Source organism: Nocardia sp. NPDC055002 (genome assembly GCF_053608825.1).
This window is the reverse complement of the sequence record NZ_JBSGWE010000004.1, coordinates 880581-901952: the sequence shown is the minus strand read 5'-3', so window position 1 is coordinate 901952 and position 21372 is coordinate 880581. Positions and strand designations below refer to the sequence as shown.

At 63.4% G+C, this 21372-nt stretch carries 23 protein-coding genes; 3 read left to right on the top strand and 20 right to left on the bottom strand.

What is annotated here, in order from left to right:
- Positions 1–5: 5 nt before the first annotated feature.
- From ACWF99_RS20920 to ACWF99_RS20910, 3 genes are all read right to left on the bottom strand, one after another.
- A complete protein-coding gene (locus ACWF99_RS20920) occupies positions 6–1688 on the bottom strand; it encodes a Gp37-like protein (RefSeq protein WP_378635154.1) in 1683 nt (560 codons plus the stop codon).
- Complete coding sequence (locus ACWF99_RS20915) at positions 1685–2563, bottom strand: phage tail protein (RefSeq protein WP_452537135.1); 879 nt, start codon at positions 2561–2563, stop codon at positions 1685–1687. Before ACWF99_RS20915 ends, ACWF99_RS20920 begins: the two co-directional genes overlap by 4 nt.
- Positions 2564–2655: 92 nt before the next feature.
- Positions 2656–4524, bottom strand: coding sequence for a hypothetical protein (locus ACWF99_RS20910; protein WP_452537134.1), 1869 nt, complete (start codon positions 4522–4524; stop codon positions 2656–2658).
- A 64-nt stretch (positions 4525–4588) separates the two neighbouring features.
- Between ACWF99_RS20910 and ACWF99_RS20905 the strand changes: the two genes are divergently transcribed.
- Positions 4589–5290, top strand: a complete 702-nt coding sequence (locus ACWF99_RS20905) for a hypothetical protein (protein ID WP_387446146.1) — start codon at positions 4589–4591, stop codon at positions 5288–5290.
- A gap of 21 nt (positions 5291–5311) precedes the next feature.
- Here ACWF99_RS20905 and ACWF99_RS20900 read toward each other — a convergent pair whose 3' ends face one another.
- From ACWF99_RS20900 to ACWF99_RS20850, 11 genes are all read right to left on the bottom strand, one after another.
- Positions 5312–5608, bottom strand: coding sequence for a hypothetical protein (locus ACWF99_RS20900; protein ID WP_387446145.1), 297 nt, complete (start codon positions 5606–5608; stop codon positions 5312–5314).
- A gap of 161 nt (positions 5609–5769) precedes the next feature.
- Positions 5770–6114: a hypothetical protein gene (locus ACWF99_RS20895; protein ID WP_387446144.1), complete on the bottom strand. Its 345-nt coding sequence runs from the start codon at positions 6112–6114 to the stop codon at positions 5770–5772.
- A 53-nt stretch (positions 6115–6167) separates the two neighbouring features.
- Positions 6168–6314 carry a hypothetical protein gene (locus tag ACWF99_RS20890; RefSeq protein ID WP_378635134.1) on the bottom strand — a complete coding sequence of 49 codons (147 nt, stop codon included), beginning with the start codon at positions 6312–6314 and terminating at the stop codon, positions 6168–6170.
- 100 nt (positions 6315–6414) lie between these two features.
- On the bottom strand, positions 6415–7080 hold the full coding sequence (locus tag ACWF99_RS20885) for a phage tail tube protein (protein ID WP_378635131.1): 666 nt from the start codon (positions 7078–7080) through the stop codon (positions 6415–6417).
- Positions 7081–7111: 31 nt separating this feature from the next.
- Positions 7112–7567: a phage tail termination protein gene (locus ACWF99_RS20880; RefSeq protein WP_452537133.1), complete on the bottom strand. Its 456-nt coding sequence runs from the start codon at positions 7565–7567 to the stop codon at positions 7112–7114.
- 232 nt (positions 7568–7799) lie between these two features.
- The gene (locus ACWF99_RS20875) at positions 7800–8567 is read right to left on the bottom strand and encodes a peptidoglycan recognition protein family protein (RefSeq protein WP_378635126.1); all 768 of its coding nucleotides are present in this window, start codon (positions 8565–8567) and stop codon (positions 7800–7802) included.
- Between the two features lie 228 nt (positions 8568–8795).
- Positions 8796–9092 carry a hypothetical protein gene (locus ACWF99_RS20870; protein ID WP_378635123.1) on the bottom strand — a complete coding sequence of 99 codons (297 nt, stop codon included), beginning with the start codon at positions 9090–9092 and terminating at the stop codon, positions 8796–8798.
- The gene (locus tag ACWF99_RS20865; RefSeq protein WP_452537132.1) at positions 9070–9300 is read right to left on the bottom strand and encodes a hypothetical protein; all 231 of its coding nucleotides are present in this window, start codon (positions 9298–9300) and stop codon (positions 9070–9072) included. Before ACWF99_RS20865 ends, ACWF99_RS20870 begins: the two co-directional genes overlap by 23 nt.
- A 32-nt stretch (positions 9301–9332) precedes the next feature.
- Positions 9333–10100 (bottom strand): alpha/beta fold hydrolase, encoded by a 768-nt coding sequence (locus ACWF99_RS20860; protein WP_452537131.1) that lies wholly within the window; start codon positions 10098–10100, stop codon positions 9333–9335.
- 213 nt (positions 10101–10313) lie between these two features.
- Positions 10314–10883, bottom strand: coding sequence for an ImmA/IrrE family metallo-endopeptidase (locus ACWF99_RS20855; protein WP_378635117.1), 570 nt, complete (start codon positions 10881–10883; stop codon positions 10314–10316).
- A 753-nt stretch (positions 10884–11636) separates the two neighbouring features.
- Entirely contained in the window at positions 11637–12329 is a 693-nt protein-coding gene (locus tag ACWF99_RS20850; RefSeq protein WP_378635115.1) for a hypothetical protein, read from the bottom strand.
- Between the two features lie 381 nt (positions 12330–12710).
- Here ACWF99_RS20850 and ACWF99_RS20845 point away from each other — a divergent pair, with 381 nt between their 5' ends.
- Positions 12711–13100 carry a helix-turn-helix domain-containing protein gene (locus ACWF99_RS20845; RefSeq protein WP_378635113.1) on the top strand — a complete coding sequence of 130 codons (390 nt, stop codon included), beginning with the start codon at positions 12711–12713 and terminating at the stop codon, positions 13098–13100.
- Positions 13101–13156: 56 nt separating this feature from the next.
- Here the strand turns inward: ACWF99_RS20845 and ACWF99_RS20840 are convergent, their stop codons facing one another.
- The 4 genes from ACWF99_RS20840 to ACWF99_RS20825 all read right to left on the bottom strand — a co-directional run bounded on the left by ACWF99_RS20840 (position 13157) and on the right by ACWF99_RS20825 (position 18326).
- Positions 13157–14548 (bottom strand): acyltransferase family protein, encoded by a 1392-nt coding sequence (locus ACWF99_RS20840; RefSeq protein ID WP_452537130.1) that lies wholly within the window; start codon positions 14546–14548, stop codon positions 13157–13159.
- Between the two features lie 531 nt (positions 14549–15079).
- Positions 15080–15607, bottom strand: a complete 528-nt coding sequence (locus ACWF99_RS20835) for a hypothetical protein (protein ID WP_452537129.1) — start codon at positions 15605–15607, stop codon at positions 15080–15082.
- A gap of 494 nt (positions 15608–16101) precedes the next feature.
- A complete protein-coding gene (locus tag ACWF99_RS20830; protein WP_378653879.1) occupies positions 16102–16971 on the bottom strand; it encodes a MaoC family dehydratase in 870 nt (289 codons plus the stop codon).
- A complete protein-coding gene (locus ACWF99_RS20825) occupies positions 16971–18326 on the bottom strand; it encodes a 3-oxoacyl-ACP reductase (RefSeq protein ID WP_452537128.1) in 1356 nt (451 codons plus the stop codon). Before ACWF99_RS20825 ends, ACWF99_RS20830 begins: the two co-directional genes overlap by 1 nt.
- A 205-nt stretch (positions 18327–18531) precedes the next feature.
- Here ACWF99_RS20825 and ACWF99_RS20820 point away from each other — a divergent pair, with 205 nt between their 5' ends.
- Positions 18532–19878, top strand: coding sequence for an acetyl-CoA C-acetyltransferase (locus tag ACWF99_RS20820; protein ID WP_378635099.1), 1347 nt, complete (start codon positions 18532–18534; stop codon positions 19876–19878).
- A 78-nt stretch (positions 19879–19956) separates the two neighbouring features.
- Here the strand turns inward: ACWF99_RS20820 and ACWF99_RS20815 are convergent, their stop codons facing one another.
- Together ACWF99_RS20815 and ACWF99_RS20810 are read right to left on the bottom strand one after the other, a co-directional pair.
- Complete coding sequence (locus ACWF99_RS20815; protein ID WP_378635096.1) at positions 19957–20172, bottom strand: hypothetical protein; 216 nt, start codon at positions 20170–20172, stop codon at positions 19957–19959.
- A 152-nt stretch (positions 20173–20324) separates the two neighbouring features.
- A complete protein-coding gene (locus ACWF99_RS20810) occupies positions 20325–21314 on the bottom strand; it encodes an alpha/beta hydrolase (protein WP_378635093.1) in 990 nt (329 codons plus the stop codon).
- Between the last annotated feature and the right edge of the window lie 58 nt (positions 21315–21372).

Sequence of the window (21372 nt, the reverse complement as noted above, 5' to 3'; positions counted from 1 at the left end):
ACGAACTACATAACGCCGAGCATCTGCAGGTCACCCATGATGGTTTGCACGTGACGCAAGGACTTGACCACGGGATCTTCGAGTGCCTTGTCGGTTCCGATGGTGATCCGCCAGGACGGTGTCGCACCTCGGGACCAGGTCAAGTCCAGTGCGGTCACCTGCTCGACAAAGATCTCGCCCGCAGGCATCCCCTCGACGGTTGCACCGATGCGGTCTCCGAGGAAGAAGTGACCGCGGCCGCCTTCGCCGATCAAATAGGGCGCTCCATCGGCAATGGTGATCTTGTGAGACGAGAAGGCCCGAGTCGCCCAAAGTCCTGCTCGGATCGACAGCAATGACGACAGCGTGTAGGCCTTGTCAGCGCCGGTCTGGAACCGCTCGAAATAGTGCGACCAGCCCATCCGTGGCGGACGCAACGGCGACTTGAAGGACATCCAAGCCAGAATCGTGTCGCTGTACAGCGGTTTGAGAAATGTGTCGAGGGGGCCGCCCATCGGAGGCAAGCTCACACCGGCACCTCCGACGATCGGAATACTCACCGTCACAGTCGATGTCAGGTTGCCGACCATCTGCACCATTGCCGAGATGGCTTCGTTCACACCCGGCATACTGTTGCCGCCGCAGTTGATCTGCACGGCGGTCGCTGGGGAGATTGTGAACTCGGAGGTCTGGATCCCGGTGTACTGATTCTCCCGATACACCACCCAGGGGTTCGACGGGAGTGTGCCGAGCCAGTCCTGCCGTCGGTATTCCTCGGGAGAATTGGGATCGGGCAGGAAATTCGGCTCCTGCTCGGCCATGTCATTGACAAATTCCTGCACTGTGTGCACGAGACCGTCGAGCACCGTACCGCCCTCGGAAGTACCCGAGTAGTACCCGGACTTATCGACGATGTCGAATATCAGGCACCCGTGGCGCAGGTTCGCGCCCGGCCAAGGCGGTGGGTCACCTGCCAGAAATCGACGGCAAGTGACCATCAGATGCGCGTCGTCGAGAGTGGGCGCCGCCATGTCGTGCCAGGTCTTCCACCGAGACGAGATGATCGTCCAGATCGACGTGTCAGAAAAGAAGTCGCTCGGGGCAACCACCATCGACCAGCGCGACTGATCGAGGTTGAACCATTGCTCCGGGTCGAGTGGATCATCGGGGAGTGCCCAAAGACTCGCCTCTTTTCGGAGGATGTTGAGGAACAGTGACAGCTTCAGGCACCACACCGACGGGCCGGCCAGCATGAAGACCTTCGGGAACTGAAACGCGGCGGGTAGCAGCGGATTGCTCCACACCTGGATGTACTTCAGTTCCTCGTAATCGTGCATGAACTGAACGACCACAGTTTTCAAGCCGGTCTCGGTCTTCTTCAACGTCGCCGTCTTCATGCGGCCGCCCCACCGCGCGCCGTCCTTGTCCACGGTCACATGGACGTTCTGGGTGCTCCGCCCGCGCGCATCCATGATCCACTTCGCCAGGTAATGGTCGGCTGGGAGAACCAGCTGCCCCGTTCCGGACTCGTTCAACAACCACTTGAAATCGCCGGAGACCTCGGCGTGGGAAATGCCGCGCAGATTCCAGTCGCCGTCCCACAGGCGGATCAGCGGCGCAGATACCCGCAGGTCTCGGCGTTGTGTGCGGACCGCGAGCGCCTTCTCATAGATATCGTCGATGCGACTGCTGGTCGAGGGATCAGTCACTGGAGCCCCCACGGGCGCGACCAGTTGCGGGGACAGCGAACCTGCACGATCGCGCCGGCCGGCGCGCCCTTGACGGTAACCGGGACCTGCACTTCCGGGGTCCACGGCGGGACCGAATGCACAAACATCCGGCCGTTCATGCGCGCCCACACCGAACTGTTGTCCGCCGCGACCACCATCTCCTGCATCGGGTCGGTGTCGACAGTGATGTCCTGACCATTCGTCAGCGTGGGCATAGTGATCACTCGGTTGGCAGCGTTGTCTTCTTTCCACGAGAAGTCCGGCAGCGTCCACACTCCCGGCGCGGAAGCGACCCACCGCAACCACATCGGCTGGTCAGTAGGGTTCGATACAGACACCCAGAGGGTTTCGGATGCGCCATCTGGGCGGGTATCTATCGTGGATGCCGCGGTCGCAGTGACATCGTCTTCGATCCACCAGGGGACACCCGCGGTACAGGTCATGGTGACCTGGCTCCAACCCTTCGAGTGAGGGTCACGCTTAGGCTTGAACTCAGGCTGCTCGGACAAGCGAAGACGCAGTGTCCGCGAACCGTATTCGGTTGTGACGATCAGCTTCGAGTCCCGGTCGTACGCCCACGCCTTTCGCCAGGCGGAGTCGGTGCTCTCCCAGTTCGAGGATTGCGTACCGAACACATTCACACCGAATACGACGTCTCGCTTCTGCCAGGTCGCGCCGCCGAAGGTGGCACCGATCTGGAACGCGGATGAATTCCAGATCGTCTTGACAGGGGCGTCGTACAGCCCGGTAGGCGACGTGCCGAGTTCAACACCCTCACGCCCTTGACCTGCACCAGAGAGGGTCCACAGCGAACCGTCGACCCCTTCGACTTCAATCAACGCAGCAGTAGACAACGCTGATACACCTCATTTCATAGTGAAAGCAAATCGCCCACATCCTGATTGGATGCGGGCGAACAGTTAGACCAGAGAGTTGTTTCGAACTCCTACCAGCGGCCGGCGTAGGTCAACGCCCGCTGCGCCTCCAACGTCTTCGACTTCTGGAATGCAGTATCAAGATCCGGGGTCTGCAAGTTGATCGTCATCGACTGGTCCACCGCACCCCCCTTGGCCATCGCCGAAGCAACCAGAGCCTTCGCCGGAACGGCTTGCTTAGCAGCGGACCCCACCATCGCACCTAGCTGCGGCCCAGCTGATTTCAACAACTCAGCGGCCTGAGTACCCGCCTTCATCGCGGCCGGCGTGTCCTTCAACCCAAATGTCTTCATCACATCGCCGGATTGCCCGGACACAAATGCCTTCGCCGCGTCCCCAAACCCACCGGAAGCCTTCTCGAGCACCGACGACATCGCCGGATTCATCCCTGTTGGAGCAAACCCAGGGACCCCCTTATTAATAGAATCCAACAATGGCTTGAACCGCCCAGCCGAAGCCGCATTAACCACATACTCGCCATGCGAAAGCATCGCCGGGATGATATCCCCGACAGATGAACCAGCACCCAGAACCGGACCACCATCCGCCATCTTCTTCTTGAATTTATTGGCCGCCCAATCCCACCCCTTCTTCGCCGCTTTCGTGGCTCCCAGACCGACAGCTGCGCCTACTACCGCCCCCGCGACAGTGCCCACGACCGGAACCGGAATCATAGTGCCAACCGCAGCTCCCGCCGCGATCGAAGCACCAAGTCCCACCCCATTCGTGACCACCGCCTTTTTAACCGACTCCCCATTCTTGATATCAGAACCAATTGCCAGACCAGTGCCAACAACTCCAAGCGCCCGACCACCCAATTTGCCAACTGGCGAGGAAGCGACCTTGGAAATCTTTGAGGCCGTATTGGAATTTGCGAGATTGGCCGTCGCAGAAGCCAGACTCGAGTTGGCTATTTTCTGGGTTACACCCGCCACCGGCTTGCTTTTCAGCAGCAGATTACCAAAACCGACCCCGGCCGAGATCGGGGCTCTCGTCACCTTTTGCACCACACCTGCGCCAGGAATCTTTGCCGCATTTTGCTGCGCCCACAATATATTGTTATTTATCCGATCGTATCGAGTATCCGGCATCGCTTTTGCAATTGCAGTCAGCGATTCCCGAGCCTTTACCTGGGTAGGATTGGGAGCAGGAATCCACCGGTCCCAGTTTTTCAACGTACTATTGATCAACCGAGGCGTGGCGTTCACATGTCGATCAAATCGTGCTATCTCCACATGCGACACGGCCGCAGGTCGCTGCAGAATATTTTTGTCCTGCAATTTAGTGATTTCATCGGGCAAGAAAGTGTTCGACTTTGCCGGAGAAGTGGGGTGCTTGAATGGTGTTAATGCATGCCCTCCTTCATTGTACGTCTTGAAACCCGGCCGTTGCCCGGCCGTGTACCCGGCTCTCGGTCCGACCTTAGAATCACCGATAACGATATTGCGCATACGCGACCAAGGACTCTGACGGCGGGCGGTTATACTGTCGGGCTCAAAGGCAGCCCCGCCCGCTGGCGGTACAATTTTAGCTCCCGCTCCGCCCCCGACCAAGAATTTGTCTCCCAGAAGATGGTTGAATTGATTCAGTAGCGGCTCGCCAACTGCACCCTTAACCTGTCTGGAAAATTCGAGCGGGTTACCGCTGGGTCCGTTCTGCGCCGGCAAGGAGTTGAATGTGCGTTCGAGAAGTTTGTTCTGCCCCGGCGCAACGGGGTGCAGGTATCGTGGATCCACGCGGGGCGCATTCTCACCGCGCAATGTCGGGTACACCATAGGCTGCCATGGATTCCTCATAACGCCGATGGTATGAGCGCCGACGCCTGCGTCAGTTGCTATTCGAATACCATCAGAAAGCAGCCCTGCATCTTTGTCGGACATGACACTTCCTTAGATTTATAGATATTTGAGCGTATGCGACCCCGCCATCCAGTACTATGAGCGCATGAGTTCCTCAGGGGGATCGCGGCTGGATCGAGCGATCGACAAACATCTGACGTCCAGTTTGGATGCGCGTGGCTTTTCGTTGAAATCGGCCCCTCGGGGTCCGGATACAGGATGGTTCGTATGGGACCGCCAGCTCCCGCACAACCTCAGTGTTGCGATCGAGGTGATTTCATCGGGCGTTGGTCGCGGCAGTGCTATCCAACTAGATGGGATTATCCATCTCGTCTCGGAACCGGTAGTAGCAAAATTTCAATCGATGCCCATCGAGTTCGCGCATTCGATTCCAATCAAGCGATTCTCGATCGATTCGGCTATACATTTGTGGACGCCAGAGGAGAAACGGAAGAGATTTATTGTTGCACAAATCGTGGACGCAGAATCTGTCTGCAATGAATTTTCCGAGACCTTCGCAACGCTTGCCATAAAATGGGCGTCCGAACGTGACAGCAACGCAAAACTGCTCAGGGTCGCGAAACATCGAGAACGGGTCGATCGTTTCTGGCTCAACATCAGTCCGACCACTGTACGCGGCGTTGCCTTACATCTGGCCACTATTGGAGAATACAAACTAACGAGAAAATTAATGCGATGGTATCTACGCAAACCCATAGGTTTCAATACCGGGATAGATTCCCCGGAGCGCGCCAGAGAGTTTGACGAATGGCTGATATTTGAATTTCCCGACTACGCCAAAGGCTGACGCTGATTTCTAATTACACCGTCAATTGAGAGTCATCGGACAAAATTGCGCGATCAACAATTCGAGACCTCGACGTCGGCGTTCCTCACGCAATTCTTCCAATGCTGTCGTCGGTCGCGTCAAAGGCACGACGGGCGGCGGATCGACGCCGGCTGCGGCAATGACGGCTGCTTGAACGGCTTGCAGGTTGTCCACGATCGTCATCAGCAGATAGGTGTCGACTGTGAACCCTCGGGCGTCCCCGTTGACTTCGTCAGGTTGCGTGTCTGTGCTTTCGTCGCGGAGGAACAGCTCGGCTAGTGGGCGATCGGTTGACAACGCTGTCTTGTAGTGAGAACCGAGCGGGAGTCGATCTTTGAGACGCCAGATCGTGCGCCAATCACGGGTACGGATTTCACTGGGCCCGAAGCAGTCTCGGACATCGATGCCGCGCTCGAACAGGTCGAACTCGAGCGCGGCACCGAATCGGTCCCAGAACTCTACGAGCCCTGAGATCCCCCCGGCAGCTCCGTGGCGCCTTCGCCGAAGAAGAAGGCGTTCAGGTCTTCCTGAAAGGCAAGCCACTCGTCGACCGGTCGGTCGGCGAACAGTTCCTCTACGGCTTCGTAGTCCTGGCCGAGAACGATCGCCAGCTGTTTGTCCTCGTCCTGCTCGGCGCGGATCGCACGCATCTGTCGACGCGTGATCGGCTGGATGAGGATGTCCTCGGTGAGCCGATAGGGGCCGCGGCGCTTGCTACTGAGCTCCTGCTGGATCTCGAAGAAGCGGCCGGCATCTCGTCCGGACTGGTCGCGCTGGTCAGTGTTCTCGGTGGTGGCTGCCATAGGGGATCTCCGGTTCATCTATCGGGCGGGAGCGATCCCGCCCATATGGGTGGTTACTGGTCGGACTTCAGCGACTGCTCGGCGGGTTCCGCAAGGCGGTGGCCCAGGCTGAAGACCGCGTTGATGTACTGGGTCGCGTCGTTGACGACGTACTCGTTGGTTCCATCCGTCATGAAGACCGGGTACTCAGTGGGGGTCATTTGCTTCCTCGCATATCTCCTCCGGTACCAGTGCTGTACTGGGCTTGCGCACAGGCCGGAGGATCGCTGCGCACGCCCATCGTGGATTCCGCTGAGCCGATCAGGCTGTCGCGGTAGCGATCCCGGCCTTGGTCAGCAGCCGCTTCCAGCCCAGACCACCGAAACCGTGTGCGACGGCGTAGCCGGCGGTGTCGTCCTTGAAAGCGGTGAGGGTCACCTTCTGCGACATCAGGTTGGCCGAGGTCCACTGCTCGCCGCCGTACTTGCTGACCGCGACCTTCGGCATCACCTTGAACACGTAGACCGGCGCGGCGTCGTTGCCGTCCTTGGCGATGACGATTGCCGAGTAGTAGGTGATCTGCTCAGCAGTCGGCTGCGCGAAGAACACCTCACCGGACTGGGCGTTCGCCTTGGCCTGGTCGAGGTTGGCGTTGGTGGTCAGTGCGAGCGTCAGCGCGTTGGTCTGCTGGGGTTCGAACTCGATAGTGCTGATGTCGCTGGTGATGTCGTTGCGCGACGGCTGAAGCTCACCGTAGGACTCGATCGGGGACGCGGTGATACCGCGGGCGAACGCGATGCCGGTCTTCTTGTCGATCAAACCGACCGACTTGTAGGCGGCGGGCAGGGTCTGCAGCACGCTGGACGCGTCGGTGAAGGCAGTCGGTACGGGGGTGTACCAGGGCGCCAGGAAGACCGCGGCATCGAGCGGCTTGATGAGCAGCTCGTGCTGAGCATCTTTGATCGCGGTCAGGTTGGTTGCGGGCATTTTCTCTCCGTTTCGTTGGTTTCTTTGTTCACTAGCTCTGGCGTCGCGCGTGGACTGTGAATCCGAGCTCTACGAGTTGACTGACTGGGTCGAGGTTCGGCAGGTCAGCCGCGCCCTGACTCCGAGCTAGCGTGGGCGGGAAGTACTTGACTTCTGCGGGCGTCATTTCTTCTGCCCAGTCGATGAGGACCCCGTTGACTGATTTGCCTGGCGCAGCGAGGATCTCCACACGTGCGCGAGCAGCAGCAGCCTGTGCCGTGGCCCGGTCGCTGGCAGCGGCAGTTACTCGCACCTTCGCGGTATAGGTGATCTCGTTGATATCGGTGCTGCCACCGATCTGCCGGACCCAGAAGAACGGGAACTGCGCCACCACCAGCTCGCCCGTGGCGGGCAGGGTTGTCAGCGTGGTCTCGATCGGGGTGAGCAGGTCGACAAGAAACTGCTCGAAGTCGGGGAACTCCCCAGGTTTGGGATATGGCGAAGTCACTGCTTCACCTCGACTTCAACGGCCAGGATGCCGGCGCCGACGATGTCGTCCGCATCTTCTCCGGCGTCGGAAGGCGCCATCATCGTCTCCATATCTTGTGTCGGTTGTTCGTCAGAGGCCGAGTAGCGGCAGGACCACCGGCGCGAGCACGATGGCCAGCTGAAGCAGTTCGAGGAGGACAGGGAGCATGGAATTCACCTCCTTTCGCTGTGCGGCAGACGGCCGTGGCGCGTCAGAGACGGGGTGATTCGAGGGCCTTGAGGCGGTCCAGGATGTCGGCCAGGGCGTCGACCACGGTCATGCCGTCGAGCTGGTCCCAGCCGGCGAACATGCCCGCATCCCGCTGCTGGCTACCGCACAGCTGCTCGCGGATGTCTTTGACATCGGTGCCGATCGGGCCGCAGAACGCGGTGATGAAATCCTGGATCTGGGTCACTTCGGATGCGCTCATCGGAGCGTCCTCTCCGTCGATGAATGCCTGCACTTCGCGACGGAACTCGTCCATGTCGATGCCGGCGGGGTCGATTTTTCCTTCGTGGGAGTACTCGCGGTGGGCCACGCAGTCCTCGGCGTCGCGGCCGATGCGGGCCAGGATGGCCGCGCAGCCGCGCTTGTAGGCGTCGAGTTGTGCTGGGGTCCAGTCGGTTCCGTCGCCGCGGGAGACGGCTTCGATGCCGATGACGTGGTAGTTGGCGTTGTCGGTGGGCCAGCCGGGCCAGGAACCGCGGCCCGCGTGCCAGCACACGCCGGCGGCGATCACGCGGAAGGTGCCGTCGCGTTCGAGGACCAGCTGGGCCAGCGGGCCGGGGAGATCGGCGCGGCCGTCCTGGACGATGCGCCAGTCGTTCTTGCCCCCTCCCGCGGTGTGGTGGCAGAGCACGCCGCGCAGGTCACGGAAGTCGCCGTGGCCCCGGTCGCGCCAGCCCTCGTGTTCGATGACGTCCAGCCCGGCAGCGCGCAGCACATCGGCCAGCCATACCGGGTCGCCTGTCCAGGCCATGGGTATCTCCTTGTGTGAGTGAGGGTTCGGGGTCCCGCCCTCGTGGACGAGGGGAAGCGCCGAGGGCGGGACCGTCACTCCTGACGCAGCGGCGACGTCTACGACCGCAGACCACCTGCGGGAGACGGGCGCGTCAGGAGTGCGGCATGCGGCGGGCTCGAATCCCGCACCGTATCGAGTGTTCTCCGGGGGCCGACCGCATGCAGTTCGGGAACGGCGGGGTCGCCGTCAGATTTCTTCTTGGAGGGTGGCGGGGATCTTGTAGTCCGCCACCGGGGGCTCCATGCCAGGGACATGCAGGCGCAGGAAGCCGAGCAGTTCGTCGATATGGCGTTGAAGTGCGCGGATCAGGCGTATCGCGTCGCGGAATCGGAGGTGATCGTCGGCGGCCTGCTCCTCGAGGGCAACCACCCGCTCCCGCAACTTGGCGACTTCGCGGGCCTGCCACGCGGTCACCGCGCCGATGACGGTGGCCAGTGCCATGCCGGTCGCCTGCACGAATTCAGGGCTCAACCACGATGTCATCGGGTTCACCCGCCGATCCGGTCACCGGAGTAACGGCGGGCCTGATCAGTGCGCCCGCGATCAGCGGCGTCGCCAACCCGTAAAGGGTGAGCAGTGTTTCGATCCATGCCGTGTCGATCTCGCGACCGAGAAGATAGGCGAGGACTCCCGTCACAGCGACGAGTACCGACCGGACCAGCGCGGGCTCTGGGGTTCTGCTGAATCTCATGATGTGTTCCTTCCCACAGGGTTTCGCGGGTCTCAGATGCGCCCTTCGGCGACATCGCGGTTCAGTGCCTGGGCGAGAGCGCGGGCGTGGCCGTAGCGGACGTAGTCACTGGTGTGCCTGCCGTCGAACAGGTAGCCGCGGGCGTAGGCGATAGCGCCGGTCCAATGACTCCAGTTGGATGGCGACCACCACCGCTGCAGTTGATTTCGGGTGGCGGTGTCGAGCATCCGCTGTGCCCAGCGCACCGCCGAGTTCGCGCTGGCGAAGCTGAAGAAGGCGCTCAGATCCGCGATGGTCCGCAAGGGGTTGCCCGCGGGCAGTGCGGTGATGGGATCGCCGGGCGCCGCGGCCCAATAGGCGGGGATACCGTCGATGGGCCGCTCGCCGACCACGCCGTATCCGCCGGGGTCGGTGTCGCCGAGATACTTGCCCGCTGGTCTGCGCGGATCGGCGATCAACGCGCAGGCGATCACCTCACGGCCCGGATGTTCACCGCGGCCGATCTCCGCCGCAAGGTCACCGGCAACCGCCGCGCCCTGCGAATATCCGGCCAGCACGACAGGGTTCGGCGATCGATCGACAGCGGCCAGGAGCGCCCGCTTACCTTCGGCGACGCTCTCGGCGTAGCTCACATGCGACCCGTAGTCGGCGGGATAGGGGACCATCCGAGGGGTGAACATCGACTTGTTCAGCGCGTCGGTGAAGGCACCGGTGACGCCGTCGCCGCCAGGATTCCAGGTTCCGCCGACCACGAGTACATCGATCGTGCGGGGCGATCCTTTCGGAGACCACAGTGACATGTTCCTACCTCTCTGGGACGTGAGTGGAGGTCCCGCTCCGACGGAGTGCTCCGCCGGAGCGGGACCGATGCGCCCCTGCGCTGCGACAACGCCTTTCGACCACAGCGAGCTGCGGGAGACGGGCGCGTCAGGGGCGGGCATGCGGCGGCGGCAAGCGCCAACGACAAAGCCCCCGTGCCGTTTTCACGGAACGAGGGCTGAGTAGGACTGTGGTTATCGGTGGTGTCGGCCGGGTGCCAGCTGGCGAAGCATCTCGCCCGAGCTGGATGTCGGCCACAAGCACCGATAGGGGTATTCGGAGGGCATCCCGGGCAGCCAGCCCAGGCGGTTCAGCAGATGCACCGGTATCACCGCGAACTCCTCGTTCGCCAGGTGTTGCAATCGCCAACCGAGCAGGAACTCGGTGACCCCGAGGAGCGCGGAGACATCGGTGAGGTTGTCGCCCACCTCCAGCGCGTCACGCAGGTGGGAGACGGGGATGAGGCGTTGTGCCACCACATCGTGCACCTGCATTTCGATCCGGCCGCGCCATCGCTCGCCGTCGAGTGCCGCTGCCAGTTCGCGTGATTCGGCCATCTCGATGTGGGCAACAGCGTGTGCGATGACTTCGTTTCGTACATGACCGGACAGGTCGGCCTGGATGAGGACTGCGCGGTCGACTACCGACCAATACGACACGAAGTCGAAGACCACGGCCGAATCGACCCGGATTCCCTGGTTGAACGCAGATTCTTGGGCGTTGAACCCATTGCGCTGCACCGCGATATCTTGTCGGTCCGGCATCGAAGCATCCGACTCACCTTCATCACCCATGGCAATACACAACTCTCACAACTCGGAACTGACCACGACCCGTCGCATCATCACCACCGGAGACGGTGCCAGATGCCGTGTGTCAGGTCACCGAGAGGTGTTACGCGTCACCGTGGTCGGCGCCCGGAGCGAGCGCCAACGATCCACCGCACCAGCGACGACTTGGAGGTCTTCTACGCAGATGTCGGAGAGGTCGACATGGCCGACACGGTTCCTTCGACCTGGTATCGAGTCGTCTACTCGATAGAGGGGCTCGCCGCCTTCGCGAGTAGGTCTCTCACCGGTCGGCTTACCGGATTCATCGGGAGTAAATGCATCGAATGCACCTGACACAAGTAGAACCTCACCCAGCAGCCGAAATGTCGAGACTCTCGGTCGAGAGCACGGTCCCATTCTAGCGTTGACGTGAACCGAGTCCCGGTCAGGATCTGCGGGGACAGCGCTCGCTGGCATCGAATCGCGGTGTGCCGAAATGATTTTGGGCACGAAGAATCCCGCTGGCACTAGTTTGCGTCATCGGCCACAACTTGTCAACACCGACTTTCACAAGAAGCTAAATCCCAGGTAGAAGCAGGTATTCCGATATGAAGCGATGGCGCAATCGGGCTGAACTTGTTGCGGCCTAAGCACTTCGGGCCTCTGAATCCGGCCGTGCAGCGGCCCCACAACGCCAGCGGGGCGCCGGCAACAATCTGCCGACGCCCCGCTGGGTCACTCTGTTCGCTATGCATCTTTCGCCCGGTGCCGCGCCGGAAGGGCACGGTGCGCATCCAAAACCTCACCCACGATGAAGAGCTCCGGCCAGTCCGGCGACCAGGGCCCCGGGACCGGGCTGATCAGACCGGCCTTGCGCAGTGTGCGGACCCGCCGAGCGGTGAGGTTCCGGAAACCGTCACCCAGCTCTTCGGCGAGTTTGCCGATCGCGGCCGCATGAAGGCGAACCGCCCTGGCGCGCAGAACCAGAGCCGCATCGGCGGGAGCGAGATCGACCGGCGGACACACCACCGCTTCCGCGGCCTCGATCGCCGCCGCGAACTCAGCGGGCGCGGCCTCCACACCTTCCGTCATCGCCAGCGCGATGATGTTGCGCTGCAACCACTCCGCCATTCCACTGATGGTCGCGACCCCGGTGTAGTCGACGCCGCGCTGTTCGCAGACCAACCGAACCCAGGCCACCAAGACCGACTGGAGATGGTCGGCCGCGCGAGCGGCGACGGGATTGAACGGAAGTCGTTGTTCCCGTGAGCCATTGCGCGTGCGGTAGTCCACCGCACCGAAGCGGGTCTGGCGCGTGCGCGCGTCCGACAGATCCTCGGCCAGGTCCGGGATGTCCCCGAGCATCCGGGCCAGATCCCGCGCGGCTTCCCGATCCAGGTACAGGTGGTTGTCATCGGCCCACCTGTCCAGTGGGGTCACGCCGCATGAGTCCTCACGAATGCGGTTCGACGCCGTGACGGCATCGTATGGGCCCATGTACTTGCTCCTTCGGTCGATAGCGGGCCGGAGCCCCGGTCGTACCCTGCTACGCGGCCGAAATCGAATGGCGCGCCCCCGGGCTGTGTCCAGGAGTGGCTCCTACTGGGACCCACAATCGGATACTCGTTGTATGCAACGTTGTTGCAACGCGTCTGTCAAGCCGAGGCGGCAGAGTGCTGTACCCAGTCACGTACCACCACAAACAAACTCGCCGTTCACTGTTACGGTCTACATTCGATGCAGGATTTCGATTCGCAAATTCGCAGCCGATGACTACATACACTTCATACATCAGTGCAAACAATCTGCTACCCTCGATGCATGGTGAGACAACGGAGCGCGGTGGTCCCCGCCGAGGTCAGCGCCACCCTGCGACTTGCTCGCAAGGAGCGCGAGATGTCGATGGACCGCGCCGCGAAAGCAGCACGGATCAGTACGAGCCTGTGGACGCAGGTCGAGAACGGGACCCAGTACAAGCGCGGACAGAAGGTCCCCGCCAGCACCACGGCCGAGACCTTGCAGGCCATGGCGGCGGCGGTCGGGCTCGATGCCGAACCGCTGCTGTCCCAAGCGGGGCTGGACCCGATCGAGACGGAGCACGTTCGACCGCAATCCACCGAGGGAATCGTCGATCTCTCCGGGTTGTCCGAAGGTGATCTGCGGATTGTCGCCGCTTACGTCAACGGGCTTCGCGCGGCCAGGCACAGCTGAGCCCGACGACGAATGCCCCGCTCATGGCGGGGCATTCGTTTTTGCTGGCTAGTCGATCAGACGACCGGGGTCGGTGCCGGGCGGGCTCCCGCGTCCATCTTGTCCATCAGACGGCGACCGAGGTTGTGGAAGGGCTTCTCGATCGTGTGGTAGGTCAGGGTCGCGAGAGCGATCGAGCCGATCACCCAGGTGCACCAGGTGAGCCAGGCCGCGGATATCCCGAGAACTGATGTTGTCCAGGGGTTTATGGCGCCCAATACGAGGGCGTGCATGAGATATAGCGAGAAACTGATCCGCCCGAGGAACAGCAAGGGGCGCGGGAAGGAATACCGGCGCAGTAGCAGCGCGGCACCGAACAGCAGGTAGGCGCAGACCATGGTGACCGCTTCCTTCCACCAGGGGACCCACACGCCGGTCGCCGGGTCCAGGTGGGGCTGCTCGACGACGAACTTGAACCCGAGGATCACGCATGCGGCGAACCCGAACATCCCCCAGCCGAGCGTGGTGCCGATCTCGCCCGCCGTCATCCGGTAGAGCACCGTGCCGACGAGCATCGTCGCGAAGATCGTGGCGGAGTATGCCGACGGACCGGGTTGGTTGAGGACCAGCGGGACGGCGATCGATGCGAGTAGAACCGCTGCGCCGGACGAGCGCCTGGTGGCCGCACGACGAGCGAAGAACACCGCGACCGCCACTGTCACGACCACGACCATCAGGCGACTGACAAGGTTCGCGTCGGGGCCGTTGACCATCGCGACCGGCAGGAACAGTGCGGCGACAATCGAGCCGATCGCAAGGACGACCAGCGGCACCGATCGCCGGTTGAGCCCACCGAGAAACAACAGCGACACGAACAGGTAGAACACCAACTCGTAGGAGAGCGTCCACGCGGCCCCGATCACCTGAGTGTTCGGCGCGCCGAGGAAGAACTGCACCATTGTGGCGTTCGTGATCATGTGCCATGCGGGATCGGCCAGAAAGCCCGATTGCAGACTGAATCGGCCGACTGAATGGAGGATCATCGCCGCGATCAGACAGCCCCAGAACAACGGGAACAGCCGGAAGAACCGGCCTACCCAGAAGGCGGCAAGCGATCGCCCTCGCTCCAATGACGCGGGGATGATGAAGCCGCTGACGATAAAGAAGACGAAGACCCCGAACATGCCGGCCCCGAAATGCGACGACGAGAACCGTGCGTATTCAGGCCACAGTCGCTCCCCACAATGACCGATCACTACCGCCGAGGCCGCCAAACCTCGAAGCGCATCCAGAAACTCGAACCGGCCACCACGGGTGCGTACTTTCTCTTCGACCCGCGCTACCGGATCGATCACTGCTTCATCAGATTTCGTCACACCACACCGCAAATAGTTCGAACAAGGCCAACTCGACCCATAGGTCGCGATCTTAGTGGCGACCGGACAACTGTGAGCTACCAGAGCTACCATGATTGCCGACTTTGTTGCCGACTGAAATTTCTAACACGGTCGGCGACCCCTCCCTAGCCCGCGACATTCGGGGCATTCGCCGAACCATTGCTGCGCGTTTGCCCGACGGGCGCCCGGCGGCAGGGCTCGTTTCGGGGATCTCATATCGATTGCTCGAAGACCACCGTTCGGCATCACGAACGGGAACTCGAACAAGATCATTACCGCTGGACGATCGATCAATCGCGCGAACGGCGGCAAGATCCCCGCAGCGAAGGATCGAGGCAGCGCATCACGCTTGTGCCGAACTTTGCTATGTACCCAGTTACTGCTCGGCTCAGTCCATGATTGATATCACCCTGAAAACCCGTAACAGGTTCTGGTGCACAATCGATTGGCGCGCAGTCATATTCATGTTTCCCGCCGCGCGCTGCGCTGACCGGAATATGTGCTGTCAGTTTCCTGCCGGATAGCTGTTTGCTCAGGGCCGCATGCCTTTTCGGGCATGCGGCCCCCCACACGTGCGATATCGACCGGGATGGACCGGTCTCGCTACGACGGGCAGTTGACCGTGTACTCCCACTGGGTGTCATTCGGTCCTGTGACCCGAACACTCACCGTCGAGGACGAGCCCGCAGGCAACGACACGACCCGAGATCCGGTGCCCTGGTTGGCATTGTCGCCGACGTAGCCGGTGTCGAGGACCTGCCCGCCTTCGTAGAAGACCTGGATGCGGTCGGGGATGTTGAGGGTTTCGTAGGTCAGGACAAACGAGGTCGGTCCGGTGACGCCGAGCTGATGCGTCGTGTTGGTGACGCCGGCCCCGCCGGACTTGGTCGAGCGGTTGCACGGCTGCACGCTCTCGGACGACCCGCCGCTCGAGCTACCGCCGAGGATTCCACTGCCGGTATCGAGCAGATCTCCCAGAATCCCACTGCCCGTGTCGATCACCCCGCTCCCGGTCTCACCGCTGCCGGTGTCCGCGCCCGCCGCCCCGGCGCTCGCGACCAGCGACAGCGCCGCCCCGGCGACGGCAACCGCCCGCAGAATCCCCCGATTCGAAAGACTGATCTTGTTCACAACGCTTCCTCCACAACACTTCTCGCCACGGATCTGGATCTGGTGAACCCGCCGGCGCGACCGAACGATCGCTGGGCAAGAGAAGTTCTACCCGCGTTTCAGAGGAATCGGAATGCTCGAAATTCGGCCACCACAGTGTTCAGATGCCGAATAGTTGCCCGGTGGTGCTAGCACGCGATATTGGCGGCCCGGCAACACTGCAAAGGCCGCCCACCGCGCGCTGGGCAATTTTTTAGCACGCAGAAGAAAACACCGGACGGTAGACCAGAACGGGCGAAAACTCGCACTACGGCAATTGTGTAGCGAACCGATTCAGGCCGATGAGTAAAGTCACAGCAATTACCCGTAACGACGACTATCGGGATGACGATCGACCAACCTTACGAAAGCGTAAGGCCCCGAACACAATCCCCCGTGACGACCGATTCTCCGTGCCCTGAAGCCGGCAAGGGCCGCACACCCCCCTGGAGTGTGCGGCCCTTGCCGGTAGAGACTCAGCGCAAGGTTGCGGTGAGGTGTGGGTACCCCTTTTTGGGATGCAGGATGGAGAGATCCCAGCCGGATCCGACCTGGTCGGCGTAGATGTTCACCGAGGACGGAAGGAAGATCGGCTTGCCGAACTTGACCGCGTAAGTGGCCTTTTCGGGTACACGGCCCTCGACGGTGCTGAGGATCGCGGCGGCCGACCACATGCCGTGGGCGATGGTCTGCGGGAAACCCATGGCCTTGGCGCCGATCCCGGAGACGTGGATCGGGTTGTGGTCGCCGGACGCGGCGGCGTAGCGGTTGATCATCTTCTGATCCACGCGCTGCACGCGCAGCGGGGGCGGGGGCACCTCGTCGGCGGGAGGCGCCGGCTTGGGGCCGCCCGACAGGGACGTGCGCTGCTGGTGCAGGAAGGTGGTCACCTGCCGCCAGACGAGTTCACGACCGACGCTGATCTCCGTGATCGCGTCCACCAGCAGACCTTTCGGGTGTTCGCGGAGGTTCTCGATATGGGTGGAGAAATCGAGGGGCTCGGCGACCGAGATCTCGCGGGTGCGTTCGATGACGTTCTCGAAGTGCACCGCACCGACCGCGCTGAACGGGAAGTCCCGTGCGACGACGAGTTGCATCGCCAGCGGGAAGCTGAGGATGAACGGGTACGTCAGCGGCAGGGTGTCGCTGAAACGCAGGCCGGTGGCATGGCAGTACGCCGCGAGATGGTCGGGGTCGACCCGCACGCCCTCGAGGACTACTCGACGGTCGGGCAGGGTCGGCTTGCGCGCCGACAGCGGAGCGGGCAGCGGGATGGCGCCCAGCGCCGCCTTGGCGTACAGGCCGCCGTTCTTGGGAACCTCGGTGAGGGTGATCGTCTGAGTCATCAGGCGCCGATCAGGCTCTGACCGCAGACGCGAACCACGTTGCCGCTCACCGCGTTCGACGCGGGGCTCGCGAAGTAGGCGATGGTCTCGGCGACGTCGACGGTCTGGCCACCCTGCAGCAGCGAGCTCATCAGGCGACCGGCCTCACGGGTGCCGACGGGGATGGCGGCGGTCATCGCGGTCTCGATGAAACCGGGCGCCACCGCGTTGATGGTGATGCCCTTCTCGGCCAGCAGCGGGGACTCGGCGTCGACCATGCCGATGACGCCCGCCTTGGACGCGCCGTAGTTGGTCTGGCCGCGGTTGCCCGCGATGCCCGCGATGGAGGACACGTCGATCACGCGGCCGCCTTCCTTGAGCACGCCCTTGGCGACGAGGCCGGAGGTGATGCGGTGCGGGGCGGCGAGGTTGACGTTGATCACCGAGTTCCAGCGGCCCTCGTCCATGTTGGCGAGCAGCTTGTCGCGGGTGATGCCGGCGTTGTGGACGACGATGTCGATGCCGCCGAAACGCTCGGTGGCGAAGTCGGCCAGACGCTCGGCGGCGTCGGGCGCGGTGACGTCGAGGGCCAGCGCGGTGGCGCCGATCTTGTTCGCGGTGTCGGACAGCGCCTCGCCCGCGGCGGGGATGTCGGCGACGATCACGGTGGCGCCGTCACGGGCGAACACCTCGGCGATGGTGGCGCCGATACCGCGCGCGGCGCCGGTCACGACAGCGACCTTGCCGGCGAGCGGGGAATCCCACGAAGCCGGGGCGACCGAGTCGGCGGAACCGACCCGGATGACCTGACCGTCGACGAAGGCCGACTTGCCCGAGAGCAGGAAGCGCAGGGTCGACTCGAGGCCGGTCGCGGCGGCGCCCGCCTCGGGGTGCACGTAGACGAGCTGACCGGTCGCGCCGCGCAGCAGCTCCTTGGCGACCGAACGGGTGAAGCCCTCGAGCGCGCGCTGGGCGATCTGCTCGTCGACCGAGCCGGCCAGCTCGGGGGTGGTGCCGAGAACCACGACACGGCCCGACGGCGCGAGGCTGCGCATGGCGGGCTGGAAGAACTCGAACAGCTGCGCGAGCTTGTCGATCGAATCGATGCCGGTGGCGTCGAAGACCAGCGCGCCGTACTTGGTGCCCGATTCGAGCGAGTCCGCGACGGTGTAGTCCGACAGCAGCGCGCGGACCGGCTCGGCCAGGCGACCCTTGCCGCCGAGCAGCACCGGGCCGGGCAGCGCGGGTTCGCCTGCCTTGTAGCGGCGCAGTTCGGCCGGCTGCGGGAGGCCCAGCTTGCTCGCGAGGAACGCGCCGGGGGCGGAGTGGATGAAAGATCCGTAGAGGTTCGGTGCACCCTTGCTCTTGGCTGCCACTGTTCCTACCTTCTCTGTGCTCGACGAGTGTGTGACCGTGCTCCGCCCAGTGTCCCCCGTGTGAGCGCACACTTGCGGGTACGGTGTCGACAACGAACTTACTCCGGAGTAAGTTTAATGTAAACCGATACGACGCCGCGACCGCACGGGGGCCAATTCCACCGGCCGGCGTTACCCGGAACCGACGAGACCATGGAGAACTCGAGTGACTAGCAAAGCCCGCTCGGCGACGGCCAAGGCCAGCACTGCTAAGACCAGCACTGCCAAGGCCGCCAAGACTCAGCGCCCGGTTGCCATCGTTGGCGGCAACCGCATCCCGTTCGCGCGCTCCGACAAGGCCTACGCCAAGGCGTCCAATCAGGACATGTTCACCGCCGCCCTCGATGGGCTGGTCAGCCGGTTCGGTCTGCAGGGTGAGCGCCTCGGCATGGTCGTGGGCGGCGCTGTGCTCAAGAAGGTCGGCGAGCACAGCCTGATCCGCGAGAGCGTGCTCGGCTCGAAGCTCTCGCCCTACACCCCGGCCCACGACCTGCAGCTCGCCTGTGGCACCGGCCTGCAGTCGATCGTCACCGTCGGTGACGCGATCGCGCTGGGTCGCATCGAGTCCGGCATCGGCGGCGGCGCCGACACCACCTCCGACGCGCCGATCGGCGTGAGCGAGGACATGCGCGAGTGGATGCTCACCGCCAACCGCGCCCGGACCACCAAGGACAAGGTCAAGCTGGTCGGCCAGCTGCGCCCCTCGATGCTCGGCATCGAGATCCCGCGCAACGCCGAGCCGCGCACCGGCCTGTCGATGGGTGAGCACGCCGCCATCACCGCGAAGGAATTCGGCGTCGCCCGCGAAGCGCAGGACGAGCTGGCCTACCTCTCGCACAAGAACATGGCGGCCGCCTACGACCGTGGCTTCTTCGACGACCTGATCACCCCGTTCCTCGGCCTGACCCGCGACGACAACCTGCGTCCCGGCTCCACCGTGGAAAAGCTGTCGACCCTGAAGCCGGTGTTCGGCGTCAAGGCGGGCGACGCCACCATGACCGCGGGTAACTCGACCCCGCTCACCGACGGCGCGTCCGCGGTGCTGCTGTCCACCGACGAGTGGGCGGCCGAGCGCAACCTCCCGGTGCTGGCCCACCTGGTCGACTCCGAGGTCGCCGCGGTGGACTACATCCACGGCCCCGACGGCCTGCTGATGGCGCCCACCTACGCGGTCGCGCGCCTGCTGGCCCGCAACGGCCTCACCTTGCAGGACTTCGACTACTACGAGATCCACGAGGCGTTCGCCTCCGTGGTGCTGGCCACCCTGGCCGCGTGGGAGTCCGACGCCTACTGCAAGGAGCGCCTCGGCCTCGACGGCGCGCTCGGCTCCATCGACCGCAGCAAGCTCAACGTCAACGGCTCCTCGCTCGCCGCGGGCCACCCGTTCGCCGCGACCGGCGGCCGCATCGTCGCCTCGACCGCGAAGATGCTGGCGGAGAAGGGGTCCGGCCGTGCGCTGGTCTCCATCTGCGCCGCGGGCGGCCAGGGCGTGGTGGCGATCATCGAGCGCTAGTCCGCGCTGATCACACACACAGCGACGGCGGGTGGTCTCCGATTCTTCGGAGACCACCCGCCGTTTCGTTGTCAGACCTCAGCGGCACGTCGGGTTCGGGTGCGGCTCCGAGGACGCCCACGGCCCGCAGAGGATGAGCTTGAGGAAGCCGAGTGGAATGTCGATCGCGGCGGAACCGGTGCCGGCGGAACCTGATTCGGCCACTACAGCCGGTTGCGCGGGGGCGGCGAGCGCGGTGGGCGCGCCTGCGGCGATTCCGGCGACAGCCGCGGTGGCAACAAGGACTCGGATCATTCGACGATGCATGACAAGCCTTTCAAGGGACAAACTGAGCGAAGCTAATAACCACATCGGGTGCCTCTATACGAGTGTTATCCATAACTTCCAGGGGCTTGACGACTCGAATTGCCCAGTGCTACAAGCCATTCAGGTTGCTCGACACGCTGTCAGCTCGCTTCGATAGCGGCGGCGAGAAGGGGCCAGGAGTTGTGCAGATCTTGTTCCCAGTACCGCCAGGTATGCGTGCCAGCGGGGCGGAATTCGGTGTGGGCGGGGATGTTCAGTTCCGCGAGGCGAGCGGCGAGGCGCTGCGTGCACTGGTTGGCGGCGGCTTCGATGGCGCCGCCGAGCAGGATCTGGTCGGTCATGCCGATGACCTTTCCTGGCGTCGCACCGGGTGGGAGAGTTTCGGCGGCGCCGGGGAGTCCGTTCGCGCTGGACAGGTAGATCGCTTTGCCGCGCAGGCGTTCCGCGTTGAGATAGGCGTCGTTCGCCCGCCAGGCGGGGTCACCGGGTGGGCCCCACATGTTGGCGGGGTCGGCACCACCGCGGGCGAGCACGAAATCGATGTAGGCGCGGCTGACGGGGTCGTCGACCGAAGCGCAGCCGCTGTAGGAGCCGACGGCGCGGTAGCGGTCGGGGGCGGCGATCGCCAGGTTGAGCACCGCGGTGGCCGACATCGACAGGCCCGCGATGGCATTCACGCCCGTGGTGTTCAAGGTGGTGTCGACGATCGGCGGGAGTTCCTCGGTGAGGAACGTCTGCCACTTGTTGCGGCCGAGCTTCGGATCGTCGCGCTGCCAATCGGTGTAGTACGAGAACGCGCCCGCCGCCGGCGTGACGACGTTGACGTTCTTGTCGGCGAAGAACTGCACGATGTCGGTCTGGTTGTACCAGTTCGCGATATCCTCGCCGCCGCCCGCGCCGTTGAGCAGATACAGCGTCGGACGTGGCGCGCTGGTGTCGTGCGGCGTGATGACCTGCAGCGGAATCACCCGGTCCATGGACGCGGAGTACACGTGCAGCGTCTGCTGCCGCTGGCCGGGCCGCTCGATCCGATCCAGCCGCGATCCGTCCGCACCGGCGGTCCCGATGGCGACGACCGACAGCGCGATGACGGCGAGCGCGGTCAGCGCCGTCCGCTTACAGGGGAACACGAGTCCTCACAGAATTCGAAAAAGATTGCGCCACATAGAGAATGGTTCGCCGGGACGG